Consider the following 20,099-nt stretch of genomic DNA (forward strand, 5'->3'; position numbering starts at 1 on the left):
CCCAGCCCAGCCCAGCCCAGCCCAGCCCAGCCCAGCCCAGCCCAGCCCAGCCCAGCGAGAATGGTTACGGTCTCATCTGGGTTATGCGCCGGCTGAGAAATGCCCGTTCGGCCTCGTTGTCGGTGAGTGCCAGCGCCTCCGAATAGGCCGCGACGGCCGCATCGAACTGCCCCAGGTCCCGCAGGAAGGAGCCGCGGGCGGCGCTGAGATATCCGTACGTTGCCAGAGCCGGTTCCTCCAGCAAAGGCTCCAGCGCTGCCAGCCCGGCAGCGGCACCGTCGCGCATCCCGATCGCTATGGCGCGGTTCAGTTCGACGACCGGGTTCGGCCACAGTGCGCGCAGTACGTCGTACAGTCCGCAGATCTCGGGCCAGTCGGTTTCCGAATAGGAGCCGGCTTCCGCGTGAACGGCGGCGATCGCGGCTTGAACTGCGTACCGTGAAGGTGGTCGGCTGCTCAATGCCTTTACCAGCAGCTCAGCTGCTTCGGCGATGAGGGCGGCGTCCCACAATTGCCGATTCTGTGCTTCCAGCAGCACCAGGGCGCCGTTCGCGTCCAGCCGGGAAGCGGATCGGGCCTCGGTGAGCAGCAGCAATGCGAGCAGTCCGAGCACGGCTGTGTCGTGGGGCAGCAAGGTGTGCAGCATCCGGGCGAGGACGATCGCGTTGCCGGTCAGGTCGGAACGGACGAGCCGGGAACCGGTCGGTGCGACGTGGCCCGTCGTATAGACCAGGTGGAGGACTTCGAGGACAGCTCCCACGCGTACCGGGAGATCTTCTGGAGCCGGCACCCGATAGGGGATCCGGGCCACAGCGATCTTTTTCTTGGCGCGGGTGATCCGGGCGGCCATCGTGCTTTCCTGCACCAGGAATGCGCGCGCCACTTCGGCTGTCGAAAGCCCGCACAGCAGTCGCAGCGTCAGTGCCACCTGCGCCTCGCGCCCGAGCGCGGGGTGACAGCACGTGAATATCAGACGAAGTCGATCGTCACCTGCACCAGCGGGCGACGGCACCACCAGCAACGGCAGCGTCCGTTGCAGTACCGTTTCCCGGCGCAGCAGATCGAGGGCGCGATTGCGCGCGACGGTGGTGAGCCAGGCTCCCGGCCGCGCCGGAATACCGTCCCTTTCCCAGACCTCCAGGGCTTTTGCGTACGCGTCCTGGGCGCATTCCTCGGCGAGGTCGATATCGCGTGTGACGCGCACCGTGGCAGCGAGCACTCGTGCCCATTCCCGGCGGTGCGCGTCCGCGACGGCGTCAGCGATGCTCAAAGCTACCGGGAAACGATCGGCCGGATCTCGACCCCGCCGCCGCTCTCCGCGATCTCCGGGAGCATTCCGGCGAGGGCGACCGCCGCGTCGAGGTCGGGGGCCTCGAGCACGTAATACCCGCCGAGGACCTCTTTGCTCTCCGGGAACGGCCCGTCGATGGGCACCGCTCTACCGCCGGACAGCGTTCGCAAGGTCGTGGCTGTCGAGGCGGCCTGCAACTGTTCTCCGCCCAGGATCGCCGGCCCCGCGGCCGCCGCGAACGCCTCGTGCGCTGCGTGTTTCGCGGTCAGTTCGGCCGGTGACGCCGAGTCCCATTCCTGCTCGTCGCCGTAGATGAGGACCAGGTACTTCGCCATGCCGGTGTCCATTCGTCCGGGGCCTCGAGCGGCCCGTTCGCCTCTTCGACGAGCGAGCCGCCCCCGGATCGACACTAACCTCGGAACTTATCTCCGGGCGTACCATCTCAGTAGCGCAGCGCCCACCGACATGCCGCCGCCGAACCCGGCCAGCAGGACCAGCTCTCCGTCGGAAAGAGCGCCCTCGCGGGCTGCCGCATCAAGAGCCACCGCGGCCGACGCACTGCCGGTGTTGCCAAATCTTTCCAGAACCAGATGGGTACGCGCTGAGCTCAGCCCCGCCGCCTCCACCAGTTCCTGAATCATCACGCCGTTCGCCTGGTGCGGCACGAAATGGTCGACCTGCCCGGGCGTGATCCCGGCCCGCCCGAGCAGGTCGGCCAGCACGGGAGGCACACCGGCGATGACGAAATCGCGGACGCCGCGGCCGTTCATGCGGAAGAAGTGGTCGCCGTTCGCCACCGTTTCCGACGATGCGGGGAGCCGGCTGCCACCCGCCTTGATGTGGATCAGATCCTGGGCGTCGCCGCGGGTGACCAGTTCGCTGTCGATCAGGCCGTACGGCTCGGGAACCTCGCCGATCACCGCGGCCCCCGCTCCGTCGCCGAACAGGATCGCCGTGCGGCGGTCGTCGAAGTCGAGCACACGCGAGTAGATGTCGGCCGCGACCACCAGTACTTTCGCGCCGGGACGGACCGCGACGAGGCTCTGCGCGAGGGTGAGTCCGAAGACGAAGCCGGCGCAGACCACGTTGATGTCGAAGCACGCTGCCCGGTGCGCGCCGAGGGCGTGCTGCACCAGCGACGACGTGGGCGGCTGGGGAGAGTCCGGCGTCGAGGTCGACACGATGAGGTAGTCGAGGTCGGCTGCGCTGAGCCCGGCGCTCTGCAGGGCGGCACCGGCCGCCTTCGCGGCCAGGTCGGAGGTCGCCTCGTCGGGGGCGGCGAAGCGGCGGGCCTCGATCAGGGTCTTGGTGGAGATCCACTCCGGGGTGGTGTCGGTGACCCGTTCGACGAGTGCCTCGTTCGTCACCTCGTGCTCGGGCACGTAAGAGCCCGTGCCAAGGATCCCGGCGCGCGGTATCGGCTGCATGTCCGCTCAGATCGGCGTCGCGGCGGCCCGGTTGAGGAAACGCGGAGGGTGGTGCCCCTGTGACGCATGTGCCCGGCGAGGCTCAGTGGAAGGGCCCGCCCGATACAGCGATAATCATGACTGTGACCAACTGGGAATACGCACGCCTCGAATACCGCGCGGCCGGCACGTTCGGCTCCGACCGGTACATGGACTGGACCGCCACCTTCAACCACCCCGGCGGGGTACTGCGCTGGGGAACCGACGAGCGCTTCGACGACCTGCGCCATCTCAACCGCGCGGGAGCGGCGGGCTGGCAGGCCTACGACCGCGCCGCGATACATGTGGTCAACGAACCGCACCGGCTGCACGGGGTCACGTACTCCATGCGGAGGCCCATCCCTTAGACCACCCCGCGCGCAGGTATCGGCCGGATGCCGCTGCGCGATCTGCTGGATCCCGCACGGCATCCCCGATACCTCAGCCGGTGACGACGTAGTCCTCCAGCAGCGCCGGGGTCAGCCCGGCTTTGCGGATGGCGCGCAGGGCAGCGAGGAAGTCCTCGACGAAGGACGTCCGGAAGTGCATCAGGATGATGTCCCCGGGCTGCACGCGATGCCCCTCCTGATAGCGCACCTTGCCCTTGTTCACGGTCTCCTTCCACATGAACGCGGCCGACATCCCGCAGTCGCGCGCCGCCCGCAGCGTCGTCTCGTCCTTGTCCCCGAAGGGCGGCCGGAAGAGTACGGGCCGGCGTGTGTACCACGTGCCGAGCTGGTCCGCCGAGCCGCAGATCTGGTGCTTCTGGAACGCATATGACTTGCCCCGCAGCTCGGGGTGGCTGATGGTGTGCGCCTCCACCACGGCCCCGGCGTCGATCAGCGGCCGGAAGTAGTCCGGGTCCTCCCGCACGGCGTCGGTCGTCAGGAAGAGCGTCACCGGCACGTGCGCGGCAGCGAGCAGTTCCGCCGCCTCCGCGTGCTTCACGTAGCCGTCATCGATCGTGATGAACGCGACCTTCTGCTGCGTGGGCACCTGCTTCAGGTAGATCACCTCACCGGGCTCCCCCGGCCCGACGACCCGCTCGGGCACGGGAGCCGGCGGGAAGACCGGGATGTCCGCCTGACTCCACCCCTTCCCCTTCGCCGCGGGCGCGAGGGAAACGGCCGGGCCCGGGCCCACGGGCGAGGCAACCACACCGGGTACGCCGGATTCCGAGGCCCCCGGCCTCGGAACGGCAGTCTGCGCCGCGCACCCCGCCGTCAGCAGGACAGCACCGGCCACCAGACATCGCAAGATCGACATGGTCCGACATCCTTGCCCACGCCACGTCAGACCGGTGTGAAGTCCGGACCGGTGTGAAGTCCGGACCGGTGTGAAGTCCGGACCGGTCCGGTTCCGGCCGTGGTCAGGCCGGCCGTCGATGGGGTCGCTCAGGGCGACCCTACCCGTTGCGGCCGGCGGACATCACCGCGCTGCGGGAACGCCAGGACATCACCGACACCAGGGAGGCAGCCGACAGCAGCGAGCCCACGCACAGCGTCGACCCGACCGACAAGATCGACGCGAACGATCCCACCGAGCCGATGGACAGTGCCGACCCCACCGAGCCGATCGACAGGACGGAATTCTTCGAGCCGATGCTGAGCACGGAATTCTCCGAGCGGATGGACCACTTCGATCTCATGGCCCGATTCTGCCCCACCCACGCGCCCATGGCACGGGGTCCGGCGGGAAGGTCAGAAGGTGATGGCGATGCCGATGAGCGGGTTGCGCTTGAGGTGGAGAACCCGGCTGAACCAGTTGCCGAGGCGCGAGGTCACGTAGCGGCGGGCCAGGAGGTCGCGGGCGTTGCGGGTCTCCGCGTCGTCGAGGAGGCGGGCCGTGCCGGGCAGGGGCTGGGCGCCCGGAGTGATCTTGCCGCGGATGTCGCAGGCGGTGACCTCGACGCTGGGGTTGTTGCGGATGCGCTTGACCTTCCAGGCCTCGGCCTCCGAGACGATGGTCATGGTCTGGCCCTCGGTCACCTGCCAGACCGGCGTGGAGACCGGGGTGCCGTCCTTGCGGTAGGTGGTGAGGCTTACCTGCTTGCTTCGCGCGATCTCCGCGGTGACGGTCATGGGTCTGATTCTATGACGGCCGGCTGGGGCAGACTGGGCCTGGTGAGCGATGTGGTGGACCGGATCTGGCGTACCGATGCCGCCGGGATGCTCGGGGTGCTGGCCCGGCGGTTCGGGGATCTCGATCTGGCCGAGGAGGCGTTGCAGGACGCGGTGGCCGAGGCGATCGAGCGGTGGCCACGGGACGGGGTTCCGGACAACGCCGCGGGGTGGCTGGTCACGACTGCGTGGCGTAAGGGCGTGGACCGGTTGCGACGCGACGCGAACGGGCGGCGGAAGCTGGCGGTGGCGGCTCAGGACGAGGCGGTCGCGGAGCCGTCCGATGATGACCGGCTGGGGATCGTCTTCGCCTGCTGCCATCCGGTGCTCGCCGAGCCGGCCCAGGTCGCGCTCACCCTGCACGCGGCCGCCGGGTTGCCGGCCGAGACGATCGCCGCGGCGTTCCTGCTGCCCGGGGCCACCATGGCGCAACGTCTGGTGCGGGCCAAGCGGCTGCTGCGCGAGCGGGAAGTGCGCTTCGAGGTTCCGGAGCCTGACACGTACGCGCAACGACTCCCACCCGTGCTCGCCGTCCTCTACCTGATCTACAACGAGGGATACCTCGCCACGTCCCGGGACACGCCCCACCGGCGGGAACTGACCCGGGAAGCGCTCGACCTGGCGCGGGAGCTCCACCGGCTCATGCCCGCCGAACCGGAGGTGGCCGGGCTGGTGGCCCTCCTCGAGCTGCACGAGTCGCGGGCCGCCACCCGGTTCGGCGCCGACGGCCGGCTGGTGCTCCTCGAGGACCAGGACCGCGCCCGCTGGGATCGCGGCCTCATCCGCGTGGCGATGCGGCGGCTCGCGACCGCCGCGGCCCGTGACCGGCCGGGCCCGTACCAGCTGGAGGCCGCCATAGCCGCGCAGCACGCGCTGGCACCGTCCTACGAACGCACCGACTGGGCGGCCCTGCGCCGGCACTACGACCTGCTCATGACACTGCGGCCGTCCCCTGTGGTCCGGCTCGGACGGGCGGTCGCCACGGGGTTCGCGATCGGCCCGGCCGAGGCTCTCGCCGAGGTGGACGCAGTCGCGGACCAGCTCAGCGGCTACCGGTTGTGGCATGCCACGCGAGCCGATCTTCTCCTGCGCCTGGGTCGTCCGGAGGAGGCCATCGAGGCGACGAGCCGGGCCCTCGCCCTGGCCACGAACCCGGCCGAACGCGAACTCCTGACCCGCCGCCTCGCCGCCCTCCAACCGGCCCCGCCCCACCCCGCCACCGCCCAGCCACGCGGCCAGGGCTGAGGCCGGGCCGGGGTCAGCGTTCCATGACGGGGCGGACCTCGACGCGGTCGCCGAGGGGGATGCCGGGCCAGCCGGCGGCTACGTTGACGGCGTCGTCGATGGTGTCGGTGACCAGGATGATGAAGCCGCCGACGACCTCCTTGAGCTCGAGGTAGGGGCCGTCGGTGACCGTGGGGCGGCCGTCCGGGGACCGGCCGATGGTCTTGGCGGTGTTCGCGGGGGCCAGCTCGGCGCCGCCCTTGGCGATCCTGCCCGCCTCGTACCACTTCTCCCACCAGGTGTTGACCTGGTCCATGAGGTCGGCGGGTGCGTCGTCGCCGAACCAGTTCGACTCGTCACCGGTGATGATCATGACGTAGCGCATGGGTGCGATTGTCCTCTCGATCGGGGTTGTCACCCGGATGACGATCGAGGACACACCGCAGTCGACACCTCAGCCGGAAAAATCGGGGCGCGCCCCCGACGGAGGCGCGCCCCGGGGGTCAGCTGCTGAAGACCTGGAACTCGGAGGCGATCGCGTTGGTGGCCGCGGCGGAACCCGTGGCGCAGTCGGAGTTGCTGCGGGGGTCGTTCTCCTGGTCGCCGGCGTAGAGGGGGTTGCCGATGCACTGGTTGGAGAGGATGCGGAGTTTGACGTGGGTGGCCAGGCCCGGGCGGACCGGGAAGGACTTGAGGATCAGGCTGGGGACCTTCGGGCGGAACTGGGCGGTGTCGAAGGCGTTGGCCGCGCTGGTGTAGGCGACCTTGTAGCCCGCGTCGGAGGCGCAGTCGGCGCCCGTGGCGGCGTTGCAGGTGAGGATTTCGAACTGGCGGACCGTGGAGTACATGGACGAGGTGGTGGCGCCCGCGCCGGGGAAGGCGCTGATCTGGACGCGGGAGACGAGTTTGGCCGTGGTGCCGGGCAGGTCCACGGTGACCTGGCGCCCGGGAGCTCCGCCGGAGGCGGTCCAGACCGTTCCCTCGGCGTCGTCGATGAGCCGGGACACCGTCGTGGCGCCGTCGCCGGTGATCGTGGCGCCTGCCGTGGCCGAGGCCAGGTTGGCGGGCAGGACCGCGCCGACCTGGGTGGTGACGCCGGGGTAGATGGTCTGGGTGAAGCGCTTGTGGCCGAAGCCCGCGCCGATGGCGAGGAACTTGTAGGTGCCAGGGGCGAGCGTGACGGTTTCCGGGAGGGCGGTCGCCGGGTCGGTGTCCGCGATCGGGGTGGCGCCGAAGTCGTAGTCACCGACATACAGGCGGACCGGTTTGCCGGCAGCTTCGCCGAGGGCGCGGAACGTGATCTCGGAGTTCTCCACGTACGGGCTGGCGAAGCTGGGGACCGGGTCGATGTCGCTGACGCCGCTGGAGGCTCCGGCGCCCATGCCGCGGGCGGCGAACGCGTTCCACATGATGTCCTGGTCGGCGCCGTCGAAGCGCAGGGCGTCGGCGGTCAGCATGTTGTCGCGCATGTCGAGCATGCTGATCGAGCCGGTGGCGGCGAGCAGGAACGAGTCGAAGACGAGCTGGGCCCAGCGGCGGTTGCCGGGGCACTGGGTGACCGGCGTGGTGCCCGCCGCGCAGGCTTCCTGCTGGGCACGGGTGCCGGAGCCGTACTTCGTGACGAACGCGCGGCGGACGTCGAAGTTCGTCGCGCTCCAGATCTCGCCGTCGGAGTGCACCGCCGAGCCGCGGTCGTAGCCGTAGTCGGAGTAGTTGAGCGGGCTGCTGCTCATGTCGTAGTTGCGGATACCCGTGGCGAGGTCGCCGGTGACGTACGCGCCGGTCACGTAGGGCGTGTTGCCGCGCGGGGTGTAGCCGCTCTCGAACAGGTACTCCATGGCGACCAGGTCGGACCAGCTCTCGCCCATGGCGCCGCCCTGGGTGGAGCTGATGTTGCTGTCCGGGCCGGCGATCATGCGGTTGCTGATGGCGTGGGTGTACTCGTGACCGATGACCGTCATGTCGAAGTCACCGTCGACGCACGGCGGGTAGGCCGCGCCCGCGAACGGCTGCCACATGTACATGTTGGAGACCGGCTGGATGCCGTCCGGGCCGGTCGACTGGTTGGCGTTGTTGCGGGTCGTCGCGGTCGCCGCGCCCTGCTGGGCGTTGCCGCGCTCGGCGTCGCCGCCCTTGCCGTACGGCAGCGTGTTGGTCTTCTGCAGGTTCCACGTGGCCTCGGTGAAGCCCAGTTCGTAGGACCAGTCGTGCATGCGGTTGTGCATCGCGAACAGGTTCGCGGTCGCGGCGTCGACGTCGGCCTGCTGCGCCGACGCCAGGGTCGCGGGATCGCACTTGCTGGTGTTCCACTGGTTCGTGAACGGGTAGACGTACTCGCGGTCGGTCTTCGCCGTCGCGGGGGTGGCCGGGGAGCCGTCACCCCAGAGGCGTACGGCTTCCGCGGAGTTCCCGGTGGTCGTGAACGTCGGCAGGCCGGTGGTGGCGTCGACGTCCCAGGGCTTGCCGGTGGCCGGGTCGAGGACCTGCCGCGAGCAGCCGGTGGCGGCGACCGCGCACCACGTCTGGCGGGTGTCGGTGCCGGCCGCCGTCGGGGTGGCCGGGAAGACCTTCCAGTGCGGGTCGTCCTCGGCGAAGTTGACGAGGTTCTCGCGCAGCAGCACCTTGCCGTCGACAGCGTCGACGTACGTGGTGTAGCCGAGGGGGTGCTCGGCATCGTTGTTGAGCGCGACGACCTCGTACGCGGCGCGGGGTGCGGCGCCCGGCATGGGCACGGCGACGAGCCGGACGCGCTGATCGGAGACATCGGCGCGGTCGATCTTCGCGTCGGCGAGCGCGGTCTCCACGGCGGCGCCGGCGCCGAGCGTGCTGGCGGCGGGCGCGTCGGTGCGCGGGCTGAGCGAGGACGTGACCCGCAGGACCTCGCCGCCTCTGACCGCGACGGCGACCAGGCCGTCGTGCGCGGCGGGCAGGTTGCCGTACTTCTGGCGCAGCAGCACCACCGAGCCTGCGCCGACTGGCGTGGACGCCACCAAATCAAGATCGTCAACAGAAAGAGCGGAGGAGAGGTACGCGCGAGCGACCGCCTCGGCGTCCCCCTTGAGGCCCTTGGCCAGCGAGGACCGCACCGGGGTGAGCGAAGCGGGCATACCCAGCTTGTTCCACCGGGTGACGACGTTGTCATCAGCAATGAGGGACGACCGGGGAGCGGCAGCGGCACCCCGGTTGTCGACGAACTCATATTCCCCGGGGAGCGGATCCCCCAGAACGGGAGAGACGGGAGCGGCCTGGGCGCCCAGCGGCGCGGTGGCGATGAGAGTGGTAGCGGCGAGGAATCCGGCGACGGCGGACCGTCTGCGTATACGCACGCAAGCCTCCTGTGGACAGTCCGGAGGATCTCCCCGGGCTGACCGCGACCTTACGTGAGGATAGACAGGCGTGGATGAAGTTTATGTTTCGGCCAAAGCTCGACGCAGAGCGACCGCCGGGTTACGTTGAGCCGGTGACGACACTGAAGTCGCTGGCCACCGCGTTGCGCGCCGACCTGGGCGCGGACCGGGTGATCGACGACAGGCAGGAGCTGCGCACGTACGAGTGCGACGGCCTCGCCCACTACAAGGTCACCCCGGGCCTGGTGGTGCTGGCGCGCGACACGGCGGACTGTGTGCGTACGGTGAAGGCCTGTTGCGAGGCCCGCGTGCCGTTCGTGGCCCGCGGAAGCGGGACCGGCCTCTCGGGTGGCGCCCTCCCCCGCGCCGACGGGGTGCTGATCGTGACCGCGAAGATGCGCGAGATCGTCGAGGTCTCCCCCGCGGACGAGCGCGCGGTCGTGCAGCCCGGCGTGATCAACCTGGACGTCAGCAAGGCCTCGGCCGCGCACGGCTACTACTACGCGCCGGATCCGTCGAGCCAGCAGATCTGCTCGATCGGTGGCAACGTCGCGGAGAATTCCGGGGGCGCGCACTGCCTGAAGTACGGCTTCACGACCAATCATGTGCTCGGCGCGCGGGTGGTCACCCCGGACGGCGAGGTGGTCGAGCTGGGCGGGCGGGCTCCGGATTCTCCCGGGTACGACCTGCTGGGCGCGTTCGTCGGCGCGGAGGGCACGCTCGGCGTCGCGACCGAGGTCACGGTACGGCTGACCCGGCTGCCGGAGTCCGTGCGTACGGTGCTGGCGGGTTTTGAGAGCCCGCAGCAGGCCGGCGCCGCGACCTCCGCGATCATCGCCGCCGGGGTGGTGCCGGCCGCCGTCGAGATGATGGACGCACTCGCCATCGAGGCCGCGGAGGCCGCCGTGGCGTGCGGCTACCCGCCGGGTGCGGGCGCGGTGCTGATCGTGGAGCTGGACGGCCCGGCCGCCGAGGTCGCCGCCCAGTTCGCCCAGGTGACGGCGCTGTGCGAGGCGAACGGCGCGACCGAGCTGCGGATCGCGCGGACCCCGGCCGAGCGGGCGCTGTTCTGGAAGGGCCGCAAGTCGGCGTTCGCGGCGGTCGGGCGGATCAGCCCGGACTACATCGTGCAGGACGGCGTGATCCCCCGCACGGCTCTGCCCGAGGTGTTGCGGCGCATCGACGAGATCGCGGCCGTGCACGGCGTACGCGTAGCCAATGTCTTTCATGCCGGTGACGGCAACCTGCACCCGCTGGTGCTGTTCGACGCCGCGGTGCCGGGCGCGGACCTGCACGCCGAGGAGGCGTCGGGAGCGATCATCGACCTGTGCATCGAGTACGGCGGGTCGATCACCGGGGAGCACGGCGTCGGCGCGGACAAGGCGAAGTACATGCCCCGGATGTTCACCGACGACGACCTGCAGACGATGCAGCTGCTGCGCTGCGCGTTCGACCCGCTCGGGCTCGCCAACCCCGGCAAGATCTTCCCCACACCCCGGCTCTGCGGCGAGGTCCCCCGCAAGCACAGCGCGAACGAGACCCCGGCCGGAGCGGATCTGTTCTGATGGATGACGTCGTCGCACCCGCCACCACCGAAGAGGCCGCTGAGATCCTGCGCGAGGCGGCGGCGGCAGGTCTGGCGGTGGTCATCCGCGGTGCGGGGACGAAGATCGATTGGGGTACGCCACCACGCCGCGTCGATCTGATCGTCGACACGACCCGGCTGACCGGCGTGGTCGAGCACGCGGCCGGTGACCTGATCGCCGTCGTCCGGGCCGGGACGCCCCTCGATTCCCTGGACTTCGGCACCCAGCAGCTCGCCCTGGACTCGCCGCTGCCCGGTGCCACGGTGGGCGGGACGGTCGCGGTGAACACCAGCGGGCCGCGGCGCCTGCTCTACGGGACCGCGCGGGACCTCCTGATCGGGATCACGGTGATCCGGCCCGACGGCACGATCACCCGCTCGGGGGGCAAGGTCGTGAAGAACGTCGCCGGGTACGACCTCGGCAAGCTCTACACCGGTTCGTACGGCACCCTCGGCCTGATCACCGAATGCGTGTTCCGCCTGCACCCCGTCCCGGCCGCGCGGGCCTTCGTCACCGCCGCCGTGCGCGCCCCGGACCTCGCCGCGCAGCTGGCCGCGATCCGCGCCGAGCAGGTCGTGCCGTCCGCAGTGGAGATCGACGCACCTCTTGACGGTCCCGTCACCATCGCCGTGCTGATCGAGGGCACCGCCGAGGGCGTCCATGACCGGGCGGCGCGGCTCGAAAAGCTGCTCGGGGGCACGGTTTCCGACGAGCCCCCGGCCTGGTTCGGGGCATACCCCTGGCCTGCGGACGGGGTCGGGGTCAAGGTGGGCGTCGCGCTTTCGAGGGTGGCCGGGCTGCCTCCCGGCGTACGCGGCTCAGCGGGCACCGGTGTCCTCTATGCGCACCTGACCGGTGACATCCCCGCGCGACTGGCCGCATTCCGGGCAGCCGCGGAGTACGCCGTCGTGCTGACCGCTCCCCCGTCCGTGCGCGACGAGCTCGACATGTGGGGACCGGTACCCGGGATCGAGCTGATGCGCCGGGTCAAGGACCAGTTCGACCCGGACCATCGCTTCGCACCCGGCCGTTTCGCAGGAGGCATCTGATGGATGGCGCGTTCGACGCTGACCGGCCCCCGCGGCGCGAGCTCGTCGACGACTGCGTGCACTGCGGTTTCTGCCTGACCACCTGCCCGACGTACGTGCTGTGGGGCGAGGAGGCGGACTCGCCGCGCGGCCGGATCCACCTGATGAAACAGGGCCTCGACGGCGAGCCGATGACCGATTCCCTGGTCAAGCATGTCGACCAGTGCCTGGGCTGCATGGCCTGCGTGACGGCGTGCCCGTCCGGTGTGCGCTACGACCTGCTGATCGAGGACACCCGCGCGCAGGTCGAGCGGCAGGCCACCCGGAGCCTCGCCGAGCGGGCACGGCGGGCGGCGATCTTCGCCCTGTTCCCGTACCCACGGCGGTTGCGGTTGCTGCGGGGGCCGCTCCGGGCGTACCAGAGGACCGGTTTGCGCAAGGTCGTGGCGCGAGTGCTCCCGCCCACCCTGGCCACCCTGGACGCCCTCGCCCCGACGCTGCGCAGCGTGCCACGCCCGCCCAGGCTGATCCCCGCCCGCGGCAAGCGGCGGGCAACGGTCGGTGTCCTCACCGGCTGCGTGCAGAGCGCGTTCTTCCCCGAGGTCAACGCGGCGACGATCCGGGTCCTGGCCGCCGAGGGCTGCGACGTGATCGTGCCACCGTCCCAGGGCTGCTGCGGCGCGCTCAGCGTGCACAACGGGCGCAGGGCGGAGGCCCAGGAGTTCGCCCGCCGGACGATCGACGCTTTTGCCCGGGCCGCGGTCGACTACGTCGTGGTCAACGCGGCGGGGTGCGGATCCTCCATGAAGGAGTACGCCGAGCTGCTGCCGTGGGACCCCCGCGCGACACTGTTCGCCGAGAAGGTGCGCGACCTGTCGGAGATCCTGGTCGCGCTCGGACCGGTCGCGAAACGCCATCCGCTGCCGATGACGATCGCCTACCACGACGCCTGCCACCTCGCGCACGCCCAGGGCATCCGCGCGCAGCCCCGGGCGCTGCTGGACGCCATCCCGTCCCTGGACGTCCGCGAGATCGCCGACCCGGACATATGCTGCGGCTCGGCCGGCGTCTGGAACATCCTCAACCCCGAGCCGGCCGCCGCCCTCGGCGAACGCAAGGCCCGCACGGTCCTGGACACCGGCGCATCACTGCTGGTCACCGCCAACCCGGGCTGCCTGATGCAGATCGCCGCCGCCGCCCGCAAACTCGGCACACCCATCGACGTCGCCCACACGGCCACCGTCCTCGACGCCTCGATCCGCGGCATCGCCCTGTCGTGAGGCATCGTCCATGCAGGTGGTCATGGCGGACCGCACGCGGGTGATGAGCTCGCCGACGAGCTTGACCGGTCCCGGATCCGATCACCGACGGCCGGGGCGGGCGCCCCGGCCGTCGGTGGCGTGGTCACTTCAGGTAGCCGACCTCGGTGTACTGACGGTCGTCGCGGAGGCCGTACGCGCCGAAGTTGGCCAGGGTGTCGCGGACCGCGAGGATCTGGGGGGTCTGGAAGAGCGTGAGGGAGTGTTCTTCCTGCCAGAGCTGGGTGTCGATCTGATTGAGCTCGGTGAGCTGTTTGGTGTGGTCGGTTTCGGCTGCCGCCTGGGTGATCAGGGTGTCGATGGCCGGGGAGCCGATCTTGCCGTAGTTCTGTTCGCCGGTGCTGAGGTAGACCGGGTAGGACATGGAGGGGAAGAGCTGGTCGACGTTGCGGAAGGAGACGAGGTCGAAGGAGCCTCGGTTGACGTACTTCTCGAAGAAGTCGTTGCCGGGGACCTTGCGGAGCTCGACGGTGATGCCGGCCTGGGCGAGCATGTTCTGGATGAGCTGAGGGAACGTGGCGGTGCTGCTGGCGCTCACGACGTACGTCAGCTTGAGGGTCTGGCCGCTCTTCGTTCTTGACTTGCCGTCGGCGGAGGAGGTCCAGCCGGCCTGGTCGAGCAGGGATTTGGCGCGGGCGAGGTCGAGTTTGGCGTACTCGGCGGAGTTGTCCTGGTAGCCGTCCTGGCTGGGCATGAGGAAGTGGTTGCCGACGGTGTGGACGGCGAACGGGAGGCCGGACGACTGGGCCTTGGCGATGGCGTCACGGTCGATCGCGGCGCCGATGGCCTGGCGGACCTTGACGTCGGCGAGCGGGCCCGCGCTGCCCAGGTTGAGGACGGTGACGTCCCAGCGGCCGCCGGTGCGGATTGTGGTGGCGGGCGCGGACGCGAGGCGCTTGTAGTCGTCGGGCTGGCGGCCGGGGGCCTGGTCGATCTCGTTGTTGAGGTAGGCGTCGGTGATCGCCGCGGAGTCCAGTGAGCGGAAGACGATGGAGTCGAGCACGGGCTTCGTACCCCAGTAATCAGGGTTGGGGACGACGGTGATGGACTGGGCCGTCTTGTCGGCGGTGCCGATCTTCCAGGGGCCGCCCCACACCGGGATCTTCTCGATCCAGCCGGTGTTGAACTCCTCGGGGGTGTCGAGCGCCTCGCCGGGCAGCAGCGGGTCGAACAGCTGCTGCCAGTCGGCGTACGGCTCGCGGAAGGTGACCTTGGCCTCGCGGTCGTCCGCTCCGCGCGTGACACCGGTGATGACGTCGTAGCCGGTGCTGCTGGAGAGCTGGAACCGTTTGTCGGTGCCGTTGCGGGTCTTCCACTGGGTGGCGAAGTCCTGCCAGGTGATCGGGGTCTTGTCGGACCACGTCGCGGCGGGGTTGAGCTTGTACGTCACCACCTGCGGGTTCGTGCCGGTGACCGACGCCGAGGCGAGCACGTCGGGGTTGGGTGACGGTTTCGCGCTCTCGTCGAAGTACCAGAGCCGGGGCTGGGTCATGGCCAGGATCGCCTGCCCGTCGCCCTGGGTGCCGTCGACCTGGCCGACGTTGTACTGCGTGATCCACTGCTGGATCGACAGGTTCAGCGTGCCGCCGGTCTTCAGCGCGCTGCGGGGCTGCGTGTTGATGTCGGTGCTGCCGGTCTTCGGTGCCGCCGATCGGCTGACCGTCGGGTCGCTCCCGCCGTCGCAGGCGGACAGTCCCGCCGCCGTTACAAGTGCCACAATTATTACGCTGAACCGCATACGCCGCATGGTGCGACCTCAACACACAATCCCTATCAGATCAATAGGTGATCTTTATGAAGATCTTCGATACGGTGACGGCGTGCTGGGCTACCTCTCCAGACGGCTGGGTTACATCGCGATCCTCATGCTGGTGGCGGCGTTCCTGTCCTATCTGCTCGCTGCGACGGCGCTCTCGCCACGGGTCTACTTCGAGGCACGGCAGCCGCGCCCGCCTGCCGCGCAGATCGACGCCCAGCTGGCGGCCATCGGGCTCGACCCCCGGGAGCCGGTGCTGGTGCGGTTCGCGCACTGGTCCGAGCACGCCGTCCGGGGCGATCTCGGGCGCAGCATCCGGGGCGGCTCGGTCAACGACGAGTTCGGCCGCCGGGTCGGGGTGAGCCTGCGGCTGCTCGTGCTCGGCACCGCACTGGGCACCGCGCTCGGTGTGCTCGCCGGGATGTGGAGTGCGGTGCGGCAGTACAGGCTCTCCGATCGCAGTCTCACGCTGATCGCGTTCGTGCTGCTGTCCACGCCGACGTTCCTGCTCGCGCTGCTGTTGAAGATCGGCGCGCTCGCGCTCAACCAGCACAGCGGCAGGCAGCTGATCTCGTTCACCGGTGAGAAGACTCCGGGGATCGACGGTTCGTTCGGTGCCGTGTTCGCCGACCGGGCGGTCCACCTGCTGCTGCCGACGCTGTCCATCGGGCTGGCCACGCTCGCCTCCTACAGCCGGTATCAGCGCAGTGCGATGCTCGATGTGCTCGGTGCGGACTATCTGCGTACGGCGGAGGCCAAGGGGTTGTCGCGCCGGCGCGTACTGATCAAGCACGGGCTGCGTACCGCGCTGATTCCGATGTCGACGTTCTTCTCGTTCGGTTTTCTCGGCGTGCTGACCGGGGCCACGTTCACCGAGAAGATCTTCGGATGGCACGGGATGGGCGAGTGGTTCATCGACTCGATCAACAACAACGACGTGAACGCCGTGGTCGCGGTCAACCTCTTCGCCGCCGGCACGGTTCTGCTGTCCGGTCTGCTCGCGGACCTGCTCCACGCGGCCCTCGACCCCCGGGTACGCCGTGGCTGACCTGAGCGCCGAACTGCTCGCCGAAGCCGCGGACACCGCCGCCCGCGCGCCCGCCGGCCGGTTTCGGGTTGTGGCCGGTCGCCTTCTGCGGCACCGCGGTGCCATGGCCGGTCTGATCGTCGTCGTGGCGCTGTTCGGGCTGGCGTTCGCAGGGCCTTACCTCACGCACTGGTCCTACAGCGACATCGACTACACCGCCCTCAGAATGCCGCCGTCACCGAGCCATTGGTGGGGCACCAACGGCATCGGCCAGGACGTCTTCGCCCAGACCGTCCGCGGGCTGCAGAAGTCGCTGCTGATCGGGCTGACCGTGGCAGCGTCCGCCACCGTCCTGGCCGCCCTGGTCGGCGCGGTCGCGGGCTACTTCGGCGGCCGGTTCGAGCGGATCCTGCTGTTCGCCGTCGACCTGCTGCTCATCTTCCCGGCGTTCCTGATCATCTCGATCATCTCGCCCCGGTTGCGCGGCGGGGGCTGGGTCGCGCTGATCGGGCTGCTCGCGATCTTCAGCTGGATGATCTCGGCCCGGGTTGTGCGCACCCTCACGATCTCGCTCAAGGAACGCCAGTTCGTGCAGGCGGCCCAGTTCATGGGCGTGCGGCCGCTGACCGTGATCGTCCGGCACATCCTGCCGAGCACCGCGTCGTTCCTGATCATCGACGCGACCATCGCGGTCGGCGGAGCGGTGATGACCGAGACATCACTGTCCTACTTCGGCTTCGGCGTGCAGCTCCCGGACGTGTCGCTGGGCACGCTCATCGCGGACGGTACGCCCTCCGCGGTCACGTACCCGTGGATCTTCTTCTTCCCCGCGGTGCTGCTCGTCGTCTTCGTGGTGGCGGTCAACCTCGTCGGGGACGGCCTGCGCGACGCGATCGATCCCACCTCCGGCAGCAACCGCGCCGCAGCCCGCGCCAAACCCCGCCGGACCGTCACGACGCCGGGGCCGCTCACCGACGACGCCGTCCTGGACATCCGTGACCTGCACGTGGCCTTCCCCTCGGCGGACGGGCCGGTCCCGGTGCTGCGCGGTGTCGACGTCACCGTCCGGCGTGGCGAGGTCCTCGGCATCGTCGGCGAGTCCGGATCGGGGAAATCGGTGACCGCCCTGGCCACCCTCGGCCTGCTGCCCGCCGAGGCCACGGTCACCGGCTCGATCAGCGTCACCGGGGAACAGATCATCGGCGCGGGCCCGCGGACGCTGACCCGGTTGCGGGGCGCCCGGGTCGCCATCGTGTTCCAGGACTCGCTGTCGGCGTTCACCCCCGTCTACCGCATCGGCGAGCAGATCGCCGAGGCCGTCCTCGCGCACCGCGACGTCGACCGGGCCACCGCCCGCAAGCGGGCCGTCGAGCTGCTCGCCCTGGTCGGCATCCCCGACCCCGAGATACGCGCGCAGGCGTTCCCCGAGGAATTCTCCGGCGGCATGCGGCAGCGCGCGATGATCGCCATGGCCATCGCCAACGATCCCGACCTCATCCTCGCCGACGAACCCACCACCGCCCTCGACGTGACCGTGCAGGCGCAGATCCTCGACGTGCTGCGGACCGCCCAGCGCGAGACGGGCGCGGCGCTCGTACTGATCAGCCATGACCTGGGCGTCATCGCCCGGATGGCCGACCGGGTCGCGGTCATGTACGCCGGCCGCGTCGTCGAGTCCGCCACCGCCGCCCAGCTGTTCGCCCGGCCCCTGATGCCCTACACGCTGGGCCTCATCGGCGCGCTCCCGACGCTGGGCGACGGCAGGCACCGCCCGCTCGTCCCCATCCCGGGCCGCCCGCCCGCACCTCGTGACCACACCGGATGCCCGTTCGCCGACCGCTGCCCCATGGCCGAGGCCGCCTGCCGCACGGCCGAGCCCGAGCTTCTCCGCGTGCACGACCACACGGTCGCCTGCCGCCGCGCCGAGGAGATCGCGGACAAGGCCATGACCCCGGCCGAGGTGTACGGCATCGGCGCGCAACCCCTCCCCACCGGCACGCCCGGGGACGCCACGGTCCTCGACGTGCGCGGCCTGGTGAAGACGTTCGCCCAGCACCGGGGAAAGATCTTCAAACGACGGACCGGCACGGTGTACGCCGTGGACGGCATCGACCTGCACATCCGGCGCGGCGAAACCCTCGCACTGGTCGGCGAATCGGGCTGCGGCAAGTCGACGACACTCCACGAGATCCTGCGCCTGGCACCCCCGCAAGCCGGCACGATCGAGCTGCTGGGCCACCGCCTCGACAGCACCCTGCGCCCCGCTGACCGGGCCGCCCTGCGCGGCGACGTCCAGCTCGTGTTCCAGGACCCGATGGCCAGCCTCGACCCACGGCTCACGGTCGGCGACATCATCGCCGAGCCCATGCGAGCCCGCCGGATGGGTACGCCCGCCGTCGCCGCGCGGATCCCCGAGGTGCTGCGCCTGGTCGGCCTCGAACCCGCGCACGCCCAGCGCTTCCCGCACGAATTCTCCGGCGGCCAGCGCCAGCGCATCGCCATCGCCCGCGCGCTGAGCGTGGAACCGGCCCTGCTGGTCCTCGACGAGCCCGTGTCCGCCCTCGACGTGTCCGTGCAGGCCGGCATCCTCAACCTGCTCCGCGAGGTGAAAGCACGGCTCCAGCCGGCGTACCTGTTCGTCACGCACGACCTCGCCGTGGTGTCCGCCATCGCCGACCGGGTCAGCGTCATGTACCTGGGCCGGATCGTCGAGACCGGTGACACCGGCGCGGTGTTCGGCACGCCGCGGCACCCGTACACGAAGGCACTGCTCTCGGCGGTCCCGGTGCCGGACCCGGCGGTGGAACGCACCCGGGAGCGGATCCTGCTCATCGGCGACCCGCCCAGCGCCGGCAGCCGGCCGACCGGGTGCCGCTTCCGGGCCCGGTGCCCCCTCTACGCCGGCCTGTCCGGCCCCGACCGGAAGCTCTGCGAGGACCGCGACCCCGCGCTGACCGGCGACAACCGTCAACGGACCGCCTGCCACCACGCCGGGGTGTCCATGATCTGACCAACGGTCAGGGCAGGGGGAAGCCATAGAATTCAGCGATGACGCGGCTCGGTTCCGTGCGCATTGTGTCCTGGACACCTACCGGCGTGGTGCAGCGGCGCGGATTCAGCGGTCTGCTGGCGTTCGCCGCGCTGTTCGTGCCCAACGCCCTGCTCGCCGCCGCCCTCAACGAGATCAACGAGACGCTGCGCTACCTGGGGTTGCTGACCTGCCTGGCGATGCTCGCGCTCTGGTGGCGCCCCCTCACCGCGCTGATCCACCGGCTCCGCGGCGGGATCGCCCTCGAACGGCTGCACCGCAAGCTGCGCAAACTCACCAGCTCCAGCCCGGGCGCGGCACTCATCCGCGGCATCCGGCCGGGCAACTGGGTCGTGACGAGGAACCAGAAGACGGCTCGGGGCACGCCGGACGAGCCCGAGCCGCATCCGCGCAACGAGTTCCGGATGTGCATCGCCCGCTACGACGTCAACGACCACCAGAGCCGGCTCGCGTTCACCGACGGCACCAGCATGGCGTGGACGGCGACGACGCAGGTGCTGCACCAGCGGTTCGCCCTGCCCTCGATCCACGGGCTCACGTATTCCATCGCTGACGTCCCGCCCGACGCGGCCGCCGTCCTCAACAACCTCGTCCGGGTGATCGCCGCGGCACCGGACAGCACGACGCTGACCGAGGCGCGAGTGCACCTCGACCCGCACACCGACGCGGGGCTGCTGCACGCGCTGCGCGCCGGCGTGGTGTGGGGCATCGTCGCGACGGGGGCGGCGCATACCGCGTACGACATGATCGGGTCCGCATCTCTTGATCATCCGGGCGCCGGGACGGTCACGCTGCGGCTGACCGAGGCGGGCCGGGTGTGGCTCGCGTGCGCCCCGAGAGCAGCCCGTGTCACCGAGCCCTCCACCGCCCAGCCCTGAGCAGGCCGTGGCACGGGGCACGAAGTTGC

At 70.3% G+C, this 20,099-nt stretch carries 17 protein-coding genes; 8 read left to right on the forward strand and 9 right to left on the reverse strand.

Translation table 11 applies throughout. The annotated features are described in order from the left end of the window. Positions 1–64: 64 nt before the first annotated feature. From Ahu01nite_RS06135 to Ahu01nite_RS06145, 3 genes are all read right to left on the reverse strand, one after another. On the reverse strand, positions 65–1,270 hold the full coding sequence (locus Ahu01nite_RS06135) for an RNA polymerase sigma factor (RefSeq protein WP_239158657.1): 1,206 nt from the start codon (positions 1,268–1,270) through the stop codon (positions 65–67). Positions 1,271–1,272: 2 nt separating this feature from the next. After that, complete coding sequence (locus Ahu01nite_RS06140; protein ID WP_203835420.1) at positions 1,273–1,626, reverse strand: YciI family protein; 354 nt, start codon at positions 1,624–1,626, stop codon at positions 1,273–1,275. 87 nt (positions 1,627–1,713) lie between these two features. After that, positions 1,714–2,718 (reverse strand): 3-oxoacyl-ACP synthase III family protein, encoded by a 1,005-nt coding sequence (locus Ahu01nite_RS06145; protein WP_203835421.1) that lies wholly within the window; start codon positions 2,716–2,718, stop codon positions 1,714–1,716. 116 nt (positions 2,719–2,834) lie between these two features. On the opposite strand from Ahu01nite_RS06145, the gene Ahu01nite_RS06150 reads away from it, so the two are divergent. Further along, positions 2,835–3,104, forward strand: a complete 270-nt coding sequence (locus Ahu01nite_RS06150) for a hypothetical protein (protein ID WP_239158659.1) — start codon at positions 2,835–2,837, stop codon at positions 3,102–3,104. Between the two features lie 73 nt (positions 3,105–3,177). Here the strand turns inward: Ahu01nite_RS06150 and Ahu01nite_RS06155 are convergent, their stop codons facing one another. The 3 genes from Ahu01nite_RS06155 to Ahu01nite_RS06165 form a co-directional block, all read right to left on the reverse strand. Further along, positions 3,178–4,002 (reverse strand): polysaccharide deacetylase family protein, encoded by an 825-nt coding sequence (locus tag Ahu01nite_RS06155; RefSeq protein WP_203835422.1) that lies wholly within the window; start codon positions 4,000–4,002, stop codon positions 3,178–3,180. 139 nt (positions 4,003–4,141) lie between these two features. Then, complete coding sequence (locus Ahu01nite_RS06160) at positions 4,142–4,384, reverse strand: hypothetical protein (protein ID WP_203835423.1); 243 nt, start codon at positions 4,382–4,384, stop codon at positions 4,142–4,144. A 52-nt stretch (positions 4,385–4,436) separates the two neighbouring features. After that, complete coding sequence (locus Ahu01nite_RS06165; RefSeq protein WP_203835424.1) at positions 4,437–4,817, reverse strand: PPOX class F420-dependent oxidoreductase; 381 nt, start codon at positions 4,815–4,817, stop codon at positions 4,437–4,439. 42 nt (positions 4,818–4,859) lie between these two features. Between Ahu01nite_RS06165 and Ahu01nite_RS06170 the strand changes: the two genes are divergently transcribed. Further along, entirely contained in the window at positions 4,860–6,101 is a 1,242-nt protein-coding gene (locus tag Ahu01nite_RS06170; protein WP_239158660.1) for an RNA polymerase sigma factor, read from the forward strand. A gap of 13 nt (positions 6,102–6,114) precedes the next feature. Here the strand turns inward: Ahu01nite_RS06170 and Ahu01nite_RS06175 are convergent, their stop codons facing one another. Next, positions 6,115–6,465: a YciI family protein gene (locus tag Ahu01nite_RS06175; protein WP_203835426.1), complete on the reverse strand. Its 351-nt coding sequence runs from the start codon at positions 6,463–6,465 to the stop codon at positions 6,115–6,117. A 118-nt stretch (positions 6,466–6,583) separates the two neighbouring features. Further along, complete coding sequence (locus Ahu01nite_RS06180) at positions 6,584–9,406, reverse strand: M36 family metallopeptidase (protein ID WP_203835427.1); 2,823 nt, start codon at positions 9,404–9,406, stop codon at positions 6,584–6,586. Positions 9,407–9,540: 134 nt separating this feature from the next. On the opposite strand from Ahu01nite_RS06180, the gene Ahu01nite_RS06185 reads away from it, so the two are divergent. The 3 genes from Ahu01nite_RS06185 to Ahu01nite_RS06195 are packed head-to-tail and all read left to right on the forward strand — an operon-like array spanning position 9,541 to position 13,321. Beyond that, complete coding sequence (locus tag Ahu01nite_RS06185; RefSeq protein WP_203835428.1) at positions 9,541–10,992, forward strand: FAD-linked oxidase C-terminal domain-containing protein; 1,452 nt, start codon at positions 9,541–9,543, stop codon at positions 10,990–10,992. Beyond that, positions 10,992–12,062, forward strand: coding sequence for an FAD-binding oxidoreductase (locus Ahu01nite_RS06190; protein WP_203835429.1), 1,071 nt, complete (start codon positions 10,992–10,994; stop codon positions 12,060–12,062). Before Ahu01nite_RS06185 ends, Ahu01nite_RS06190 begins: the two co-directional genes overlap by 1 nt. After that, entirely contained in the window at positions 12,062–13,321 is a 1,260-nt protein-coding gene (locus Ahu01nite_RS06195; RefSeq protein WP_203835430.1) for a (Fe-S)-binding protein, read from the forward strand. The genes Ahu01nite_RS06190 and Ahu01nite_RS06195 overlap by 1 nt, the downstream gene beginning before the upstream one ends. A 124-nt stretch (positions 13,322–13,445) precedes the next feature. Here Ahu01nite_RS06195 and Ahu01nite_RS06200 read toward each other — a convergent pair whose 3' ends face one another. Further along, positions 13,446–15,077 (reverse strand): ABC transporter family substrate-binding protein, encoded by a 1,632-nt coding sequence (locus Ahu01nite_RS06200; protein ID WP_239158661.1) that lies wholly within the window; start codon positions 15,075–15,077, stop codon positions 13,446–13,448. A gap of 103 nt (positions 15,078–15,180) precedes the next feature. Between Ahu01nite_RS06200 and Ahu01nite_RS06205 the strand changes: the two genes are divergently transcribed. The 3 genes from Ahu01nite_RS06205 to Ahu01nite_RS06215 are packed head-to-tail and all read left to right on the forward strand — an operon-like array spanning position 15,181 to position 20,070. After that, the gene (locus Ahu01nite_RS06205) at positions 15,181–16,164 is read left to right on the forward strand and encodes an ABC transporter permease (RefSeq protein WP_203835432.1); all 984 of its coding nucleotides are present in this window, start codon (positions 15,181–15,183) and stop codon (positions 16,162–16,164) included. Beyond that, positions 16,157–19,153, forward strand: coding sequence for a dipeptide ABC transporter ATP-binding protein (locus Ahu01nite_RS06210; RefSeq protein ID WP_203835433.1), 2,997 nt, complete (start codon positions 16,157–16,159; stop codon positions 19,151–19,153). Before Ahu01nite_RS06205 ends, Ahu01nite_RS06210 begins: the two co-directional genes overlap by 8 nt. 38 nt (positions 19,154–19,191) lie before the next feature. Beyond that, positions 19,192–20,070: a hypothetical protein gene (locus Ahu01nite_RS06215; RefSeq protein ID WP_203835434.1), complete on the forward strand. Its 879-nt coding sequence runs from the start codon at positions 19,192–19,194 to the stop codon at positions 20,068–20,070. Positions 20,071–20,099: the final 29 nt, after the last annotated feature.

Origin of the sequence: Winogradskya humida (genome assembly GCF_016862215.1) — a bacterium.
Classification (GTDB): domain Bacteria; phylum Actinomycetota; class Actinomycetes; order Mycobacteriales; family Micromonosporaceae; genus Actinoplanes; species Actinoplanes humidus.